The sequence below is a fragment of the Maritalea sp. genome (genome assembly GCF_047634455.1).
Taxonomy (GTDB): Bacteria; Pseudomonadota; Alphaproteobacteria; order Rhizobiales; family Devosiaceae; genus Maritalea.
The window spans coordinates 1-9,473 of sequence record NZ_JBLIAI010000083.1; the positions used below are offsets into that span (position 1 = coordinate 1).

Annotated in this window: 6 protein-coding genes; 1 reads left to right on the top strand and 5 read right to left on the bottom strand. The window is 50.6% G+C overall.

Annotation, left to right across the window (positions count from 1 at the left end):
- The coding region (gene mfd / locus ACJAZW_RS14295; RefSeq protein WP_415159282.1) for a transcription-repair coupling factor at positions 1–3,187 on the bottom strand (3,187 nt) is incomplete at its 3' end.
- 92 nt (positions 3,188–3,279) lie between these two features.
- On the bottom strand, positions 3,280–3,570 hold the full coding sequence (locus ACJAZW_RS14300) for a succinate dehydrogenase assembly factor 2 (protein ID WP_415159272.1): 291 nt from the start codon (positions 3,568–3,570) through the stop codon (positions 3,280–3,282).
- Positions 3,571–3,696: 126 nt separating this feature from the next.
- On the opposite strand from ACJAZW_RS14300, the gene recG reads away from it, so the two are divergent.
- Positions 3,697–5,805, top strand: a complete 2,109-nt coding sequence (recG, locus tag ACJAZW_RS14305) for an ATP-dependent DNA helicase RecG (RefSeq protein WP_415159274.1) — start codon at positions 3,697–3,699, stop codon at positions 5,803–5,805.
- Between the two features lie 7 nt (positions 5,806–5,812).
- Here recG and ACJAZW_RS14310 read toward each other — a convergent pair whose 3' ends face one another.
- From ACJAZW_RS14310 to glmU, 3 genes are all read right to left on the bottom strand, one after another.
- A complete protein-coding gene (locus ACJAZW_RS14310; protein WP_415159276.1) occupies positions 5,813–6,535 on the bottom strand; it encodes a DUF502 domain-containing protein in 723 nt (240 codons plus the stop codon).
- A gap of 97 nt (positions 6,536–6,632) precedes the next feature.
- Complete coding sequence (gene glmS / locus ACJAZW_RS14315) at positions 6,633–8,459, bottom strand: glutamine--fructose-6-phosphate transaminase (isomerizing) (RefSeq protein ID WP_415159278.1); 1,827 nt, start codon at positions 8,457–8,459, stop codon at positions 6,633–6,635.
- Between the two features lie 9 nt (positions 8,460–8,468).
- Positions 8,469–9,473, bottom strand: a 1,005-nt coding sequence (gene glmU / locus ACJAZW_RS14320; RefSeq protein ID WP_415159280.1) for a bifunctional UDP-N-acetylglucosamine diphosphorylase/glucosamine-1-phosphate N-acetyltransferase GlmU, incomplete at its 5' end; no start/stop codon positions are given.

Sequence of the window (9,473 nt, forward strand, 5' to 3'; positions counted from 1 at the left end):
GGCACAAAGATTTGACCAACACGATTTTGAGCAGATGCTGCACTTCTTCTGGCAACGGCCCAAAACGGTCGATCAACTCAGAACCAAAGGCATTGATTTCACCAGCTTCAGTCAAGTCACCCAATCGACGATAGAGCTGCATCCGCACCTGCAAGTCAGGCACGTAACCCTCGGGAATCATTACCGGCATTCCAAGTGAAATCTGAGGTGACCATTTGCCGTCATCTTCATCCAAGTCACCGCCCGATTTGAGTGTGGCAACTGCTTCCTCGAGCATGGCTTGGTAAAGTTCAAATCCAACTTCTTTGATGTGGCCAGATTGCTCTTCGCCAAGGATGTTGCCTGCCCCCCGAATATCAAGGTCATGACTGGCCAACTGGAAGCCTGCGCCCAAACTATCAAGCGATTGGAGCACTGTAAGGCGACGCGTCGCCGTATCTGTGAGTTTTTGATGCGTCGGTGTGGTGAACAACGCATATGCCCTAATTTTCGAGCGCCCGATACGTCCCCGAATTTGATGAAGTTGGGAAAGCCCAAAATTGTCAGCACGATGAACGATCAATGTATTTGCGGTTGGAATATCCAATCCAGATTCAACAATCGTGGTTGCAATCAGCACATCAAATTTACCATCGTAAAACGCGTTCATGATGTCGTCGAGCGCACTCGCAGGCATTTGCCCATTCGCCACAACATATCTGATTTCAGGCACTTGTTCGTCCAGAAACGCTGCAATTCCCGCCTGATCTTTGATGCGCGGCACCACGTAGAATGATTGCCCGCCGCGATATTTTTCACGCAACAGTGCTTCGCGAACCACAAGCGGGTCAAAGGGCAACACAAAGCTGCGCACAGACAGTCGGTCAACAGGCGGTGTCGCGAGCAAAGACAGATCCCGCACACCCGTGAGCGCCATTTGCAGTGTTCTTGGAATTGGCGTTGCAGAAAGCGTTAGCACATGGACGCTAGATTTTAGCTCTTTCAAGCGTTCTTTGTGACCTACACCAAAATGCTGTTCTTCATCGATGACCAACAGGCCTAAGTCTTTGAACTTTATCGTTTTTGCCAAAAGCGCGTGCGTGCCAATGACGATATCGACACTGCCATCAGTCAAGCCGTCTTTTGTCAGCTTTATGTCTTTTGCTGTTACAAGGCGCGATGCTTGTCGCACGTTAACCGGCAAATCTGCAAATCTTTCAGAAAAAGTCTTGAAGTGCTGCCGCGCGAGCAAAGTCGTTGGCACAACGATTGCAACTTGTTTGCCAGACAAGGCCACCGCAAACGCAGCGCGAAGAGCCACTTCGGTTTTACCAAACCCAACATCGCCGCAAACCAATCGATCCATTACTCGGCCCGCAGCAAGGTCATCAAATATGGCGTCGATTGCGGTGAGTTGATCTTCGGTTTCCTCATAGGGGAATCGCGCGCAGAACTCCTCGTAAACGCCCATTTGAGGCTCGACCACCTCGCCTTTAGACATGGCACGCGCGGCAGCAATCTGGATGAGTTGTTCAGCCATCTCGCGGATGCGTTTTTTGAGTTTAGATTTTTTCGCCTGCCAAGCAACACCACCAAGTTTGTCCAGGATACCGTCACCGGCGTCAGAACCGTACCTCGAAAGCAGTTCAATATTTTCAACTGGCAAGTAGAGCCTGTCATTTTTTGCGTAAGCTATTTCCACACAATCGTGCGGCGCACTCATCACGTCGATGGCTTTAAGGCCGACAAAGCGGCCGATGCCGTGGTCCACGTGAACAACCAGATCGCCGGACGCAAGGCCCGACGCTTCTGTTAGCGCTTCAGTACCCTTTCGACGCTTTGATGCGCGAATGATACGCTCACCAAGAATGTCCTGTTCGGATAAAACCAACAAATTCTTGGTTTCAAAACCGCTCTCTAGCCCGAGCACGATCAGGCCAACGTCGCCGAAATTCAGCGACTTAACTTGCTGCCAGTGCTTCAAAAGCTTTGTTCTTTTGACATCATGGTCCCTAAGAACCTGCGCCATCCGGTCTCGAGTGCCTTCGGTCCAGCATGCAATTAGAACTTGTTTTTTGTCTTTTGCCCGCGCTTTTGCCGTCGCAATTACGGCTTCAAACAGGTTGATGTTTTCTGACTGGCGTTCTTTGGCAAAGTTTGGAGCCAGCTTGGCTTCCCTGCTCTCTTTGGAGAGTAAACCACTGTCGAGCGTTGCAAATGGTGTTATTTGAATGACGTCGCCCGGGTTGGTCAAGGCCAAATCATCACCTAGATGATAAAGTTGTTCGGCAGGTAATGGCTTATAGACCGTTCCTACATCGCCATCTTCAAAGGCTTCGCGTCGCGCCTCGTAATAGTCGGTGATTTGCGTCAGCCGTTCTGCGATGGCTTGATTGACCTGCTCATCGAGCACAAGCGGTGCCTTATCAAGGAAATCAGGCAGCGATCCCATTTGCTCGTAAAACAGGGGAAGCCAATGTTCCATGCCAGCGAAACGCTGCCCCGCACTAATCGCGGCGTAAAGGGGATCGTTCACTGTATTGCCACCAAATTTGGCTGTGTAACCGCGCCTAAAGCGGGAAATCACATCCTCATGCAACACGATTTCGCCCATTGGCACCATTGTTGCCGATTTTTGCTGCGCTATCGTACGCTGGGTTTCGGGATCAAATGTTCGGATGCTTTCTAGGCTGGTTCCGAAAAAATCAAACCGAAGCGGGTTCTCATATCCAGCTGGGAAAAGATCGATTAGGCCGCCACGCACCGCATATTCGCCAGGTTCACGCACGGTTGGCACCCGCAAATAGCCATTGACCGTTGCCCAATGTGTCAACCGGTCGGTTTGAACGATTTGTCCTGATGTAACACTGAAAGAAAACTCATCAACAAATTGAGTAGACACGGTTTTCTGAATTATCGCATTCACTGATGTAAGGACAACGGCACCCGTCAGACTTGGGTTCCGAAGTGCGGCCAACGTCGTCATGCGTTCGGCTAAAACGCTGGCATTTGGAGAAACCCGGTCGTAGGGCAAACAGTCCCAAGCTGGAAATGATAAAATGTCGTGTGCAGGCATCAACCGCTTCAGCAGTTCCGCAAGCTTTTGCATGCGTCGCCCGTCGCGCGCGACAAAACAAATGTTCACGCGTCTGTTTGGATGCGTTTCGGCTTGGCTTTGAATAAGGCTGGCAAGCTCAATCGACTGCATGCCGTCTGGCACACCCGTTATGAAGCGATTTGGCGATAGCGCATTTACGTCCAAGCGCTTGTCATGCACTAAGGTTTTGTCGCTAGAAACGGTCATTCTTCGCCCAATACGCGAGCATGTTGATATTGTGTTATTTGGCGCAACACATGCGCGTATGGTGCGTTGTCGAGCGGTTCTTTTCCGATAATCCAATTGTAAAGATCAGCATCGGTTTCGTCCATAAGCGCTTCTAAATCATCTAGCTGCTCGGCGGTGTATTCAGAGATCACATTGTCGACGAAACCGCCTAAGATGATGTCCATTTCCTGCGTGCCCCGATGGTGCGCACGGTATTTTATTTTCTTCAAACGATCTTGATGATTTTCACGTTTTGTACCTGTCACGAGATGCCGCCATTTGGATTTGGAATAATAGAGCCCTCGTTTACCCGCAAAATATCATTTTGTCAGCCTTTCGCCGCATTCAATTAGGATATAAATTGCCACAAAACACCGATTTGGGAAGAATCATTGGCCCGACCAGACATTCTAAATCCACTTTTTGCATCTGTTAGCACCGTCAAAGGCGTTGGCCCGCAGTTGAGCAAGCTGATGGCAACATTCTTTGGTGCGCCGGAGAATCAAGATGCCATACTTTTAGATGTGCTGATGCATATGCCGTCGGGCATTATCGACCGTCGACAACAGCCGGGCGTACAATTCGCGCAACCTGGAACTGTCTCTACGTTTCTTTTGCATATTGATCGGCACATACCGCCGCCAAGAAGCAACAATCGGTTGCCCTATCGCATTGAAGCACATGATGAGAGCGGCGAGATTGCTATCTCATATTTTGCTGGCCGCGCTTCGTGGCTCGAGAAAACGCTGCCCGTTGGCGAGAAACGCTATGTTTCAGGGCTTGTCACCTTTTATCATGGCATCCCCCAACTCAATCATCCCGATTACATTGTTGCAGAAGACAAGTTCGATGAGTTGCCACTGGTTGAGCCGGTTTACCCACTGACACAAGGCCTGACTTCAAAGAAACTACAATTGGCCACCCAACATGCACTGGCAAAACTACCGATTGTTCCAGAGTGGATTGCCCAATCGCGGTTAGAGGCGAATGGTTGGCCGTCATTTAACAAAGCCATGCGCGACACCCATGACCCGCAAACACCTGCGGATGCAAAGATTGAGGGTGCGGCGCGCGCGCGATTGGCATATGACGAGTATTTTGCCGGACAGCTCACGCTGCAATTGGTGCGCGCGACCATGACGCGTGAAAGCGGCGTAAAACGTGTTTTGACTGGAGATATCTCAAAAAAGGTCATCGCCGCCCTGCCTTTTGAACTGACCAATGGTCAGAACCAGGCTGTCGCCGACATCGAAGATGACTTGCGATCCAACCGCAAAATGGCGCGCTTGGTGCAAGGTGACGTTGGATCAGGCAAGACCGTTGTTGCCTTGTTGGCCATGGCCGCGATGGCCGAAGCCGGGCATCAGAGCGCGCTGATGGCCCCAACTGAGATTTTGGCAACACAGCATTTTGCGACTATTGCATCAATCGGTGAGAAAGCTGGTTTGAAAGTCGCCTTGTTGACTGGCAAAATGCCCGCAGGCGAGCGCCGTTCAATCCAGACGCAAATTGAAACCGGTGAGATTGACATCGTAGTTGGCACGCACGCCCTGTTCCAATCCAGCGTCGTGTTCAAATCGCTTGGCCTCACTGTGGTCGATGAGCAGCACCGGTTTGGTGTGCACCAGCGGCTTGCCCTATCCGAAAAGGGAAGAAAAACCGAATTATTGGTGATGACAGCGACACCGATTCCACGCACGTTGGTGCTGACCCACTTTGGCGATATGGATGTCAGCCTGCTCAAGGAAAAACCAGCTGGCCGCCAACCCATTGATACCGCAATATTGTCTGCGGGTGAATATGATCGGGTTATTGCACGGTTGAAGGCAAAAGTTGACGAGGGTGCGCAAGCGTTCTGGGTTTGCCCGTTGGTTGAAGAATCTGAAAATCTTGATTTGGTTTCCGCCGAAGACCGACACAAAGCACTGCGCCAAGTCTTTGGCGATCGAGTGGGTTTGGTACATGGCCGCATGAAAGCGGACGAAAAGCAGTTGGTTATGGAGCAATTTCAGCGTAACGAACTTTCAATTCTTGTCGCTACGACTGTAATTGAAGTTGGGGTCGATGTGCCAAACGCAACCATCATGATTATTGAGCATGCTGAACGCTTTGGTCTTTCACAATTGCACCAGTTACGCGGTCGCGTAGGACGGGGTGACCAACGTTCCGCGTGTTTGCTGCTGCACGGCGACAAATTGACGGAGATGGCGCAAGCGCGGTTGAAGACCATTCGCTCAACTGAAGATGGGTTCGAGATTGCCGAAAAAGATTTGGAACTGCGTGGGCAAGGCGACTTGCTTGGCACAAGGCAATCAGGCATGCCCGGCTTTCGAATTGCAATACCTGATTTTCACAAGGATTTGCTGGAACTGGCGCACGACGATGCGGTTCATCTACTCGAGCAAAATCCTGGGCTACAAGGCTCAGAGGGCGAAGCGGCACGAACGCTGCTTTATCTATTCAGAAAAGATCTTGCCATCCCACTGATCAGAGCGGGGTAGCTGGCAGCTATTTCTTTTTTGATATGATGCCCGTTTTTTCAGCCAGTTCTTCGATTTTTGTTTGATATTCAGGGGATACGAGGCCAGCGGAAATGACCAATTTGGCACCGTCTTCAACACTCATGTCCAGAATGTGCACTTCACTGCGCGGCAAAAACAATAAGAAACCAGAAGTTGGGTTCGGTGTGGTTGGAAGGAAGACACTGGTGATGTCCTCTCCTGTCACTTTCTCGGCAACTTCACCCTTTGCTTCTGTAGAAATAAAGACCAATGCATAAAGGCCATGACGAGGATATTCAATCAGCCCCACCTGCTTGAAGTTCGAATGGCTTTGGCTCACCACGGTCTCAAAAATCTGCTTTAGTCCGCGATATAGGACGGACACAAATGGCATCTTGTGTAAAATAGATTCACCAAACTGCACCAATGTGCGCCCAACCAAGTTTGCTGTCAGAAACCCCAGCATGATCAGCGCAAATGAGCCAATAACCAGACCAAAGCCTGGGATGCTGATCGGCAAATATGTGTCAGGATTATATTGTGGCGGTATTAGGGGTTTGACGAAATCGTCAACAAACCGAATGATTGACCACGTAATGTACAAAGTCAGCCCAACGGGTGCCGCAATGACGAGACCTGTTAGAAAATAGTTTGTCAGGCGGCGTCCAGCGGTAACCTTTTGCGGCGGATGCTCTTCGTCGTGATTATTGTGTTCTGGTTTTTCGCTCATGGTCTGATCTATATAGAGCGCCGAGGTGTATGTGCAATGCCTGATTGGCGCATATGCGATCAGACATTGCTTTTTGCGTTCAATTTATGGCGAGGGTCTACTCAACCGTAACCGATTTGGCCAAATTTCTCGGCTGATCGACGTCTGTGCCCATAAACACCGCCGTATGATAAGCCAATAACTGCACCGGCACCGTTGCGATGATCGGCTGCACCAATGGGTGCGCTTCAGGCATCAATATGATTTCGCTGATATCGCCGCCAGCCTGTTTTGCCCCTTTCTCATCCGTGATGAGAATAATTTTGCCGCCGCGCGCGGCAACTTCGTGCATATTTGACAGTGTTTTTTCGAGTAAAGCATCCGATGGCGCAACCACAACAACTGGAACACTTTCATCAATCAAAGCAATTGGTCCGTGCTTGAGTTCGCCCGCGGCGTAGCCTTCAGCATGAATGTAAGTGATTTCTTTGAACTTGAGCGCACCTTCAAGGGCTACCGGATACAGCGCACCGCGTCCCAGGTAGAAGACATCCTTTGCCTTGGACAGGGCTTTGTTCAGGCTGGCGATTTTTGGCTCGGATGCCAAAGCCTTTGAGATAGCACCGGGTAGTTTTGCAAGCGCATCGACGAGCTCGGCCTCGTCTTGATCGCTCAATACGCCGCGCTGCTTTCCTGCGGCGATAGCCAGTGTTGCCAAAACGGTTTGCTGCGCCGTTGTTGCTTTGGTCGATGCCACGCAGATTTCTGGCCCACAAAGTGTCGGGAAGACGATATCAGACTCGCGGGCAATTGTGCTTTCTGCAACGTTTACGATAGACGCGATGTGCTGCCCTTGTGACGCGCAATAGCGCAATGCGGCCAATGTATCCGCGGTTTCACCGGACTGAGAAACAAATAGCGCTAGGCCACCCTCCTCCATCGGTGGTTCACGATAGCGAAATTCTGACGCAATATCGACTTCAACGGGTAGTCGGGCATATTTTTCAAACCAATATTTTGCGATCATTGCTGCGTAATAAGAGCCGCCGCAGCTGGCAATGGTGAGTTTTGTTAGTTTGGAGAAGTCAAACGGCAGTGCCTGGGGCAACTGAATGCGCTGCTCAGAAAAGTTTACATAGTGCGAAAGCGTGTGTGAGATTGTGTCTGGCTGTTCGTAAATCTCTTTCGACATGAAATGCCGATGATTGCCCTTGCTTACCAGTTCTGCGCCCGTGTTTGCGGTTGAAATTGACCGCGTTACAGGCGACCCTTGGCGATCGAATACCCGCATATCTGATTTGGTGAGGGCAACCCAGTCGCCTTCCTCAAGGTAAGTCACTTTGTTCGTAAACGGAGCCAATGCAATCGCATCTGAGCCAAGAATCATCTCACCGTCGCCGTGGCCGACAGCCAACGGAGCACCTTGCCGTGCGCCGATGATGAGGTTTTCCTCACCATTAAAAATCATTGCCAGGGCAAATGCACCATCAAGGCGTTTAATGACACTAGCAGCGGCATCAAAAGGGGCTACGCCTTTGTCCATCTCGCGGGTGACAAGCAGCGCCACCATTTCAGTATCTGTTTCAGACACTGGCACGTAACCATCTGCTGCTAACTCAACTTTGAGCTCGCGAAAATTCTCGATAATGCCATTATGCACCACCGCGACGCGGTTGGTCATGTGTGGGTGCGCGTTTTCCTTGGTTGGCGCACCGTGTGTCGCCCAACGGGTGTGGCCAATGCCAATATTGCCGCCTAGCGGCTCTTTGGACATGCATTCTTTGAGATTTGTCAGTTTACCGGGCGCGCGCCGACGATCCATTTTACCATCGTGAAATGTCGCAATACCTGCGCTGTCATATCCACGATATTCCAAGCGCTTCAGCGCATCTGCAATTCGATCCGCAACTGGTTTGTTACTGACGATTCCAACGATTCCGCACATAGTGTTCCCTTAGTCTTTCTTATCCGTCCAACGCTGTCTTATGACATTTGCGTAGCCAGATTTATTGATTTGTTTGGAGCGGCCGATGGCCAGTGCGTCTTTTTCGACATTGTGAGTGACGACACTTCCCGAAGCAACATAAGCGCCATCGGCAATCGTAATAGGCGCGACCAGTGCACTGTTTGATCCAATGAAGGCGTTTTCTCCGATGGTCGTTTTGTATTTGTTTTTTCCATCATAATTGCAGGTAATGGTGCCCGCGCCGACATTGGTTCCCGCACCAATCTCTGCATCGCCAATATAAGTAAGGTGATTAATTTTAGCACCGGTCCCAATATCAGATTTTTTGATTTCAACGAAATTTCCCGCTTTGCTGCCCGCCCCCATATTGGCACCGGGGCGCAAGCGTGCATATGGACCAATTTGTGCGCCCTCACCGACCATGGCGCCCTCCAAGTGACAAAACGCGTGAATGGTGGCGCCCGAGCGTACGGTTACACCCGGCCCAAAGACCACATTGGGTTCAATCGTGACATCATTTTCGATTTTGGTGTCGAAGGCGAAAAACACAGTTTCTGGCGCAATCAGCGTGACGCCGGAAATCATGGCTTCTTCGCGTTTGCGGTTTTGGAATATGTGTTCGGCACTGGAGAGCTGCGACCGGTCATTCACGCCAAGCACTTCATCTTCTGAACTAATCGAAGTCTTAACAATGAAACCCTTGGCGCGCGCGAGTTGGGCAGCGTCGGTCAAATAGAATTCACCCTGTGCGTTATCGCTGCCAATTTCATCAATTACAGCGCGCAAACATGCCGCTTTGAATCCCATAATGCCGGAATTACAGAAGCCGATTTTCTTTTGGATTTCATCAGCGTCTTTTTCTTCCACGATTTTGACCAATTGCTCGCCATCCATAACCAGACGCCCAAGCCCGAAAGGCGATGTGGGTTCATACCCCACGACCACCAAATCTGCGCCCGTGTCCAGGACAGATTTTGCTTTCTCGATTGTTTG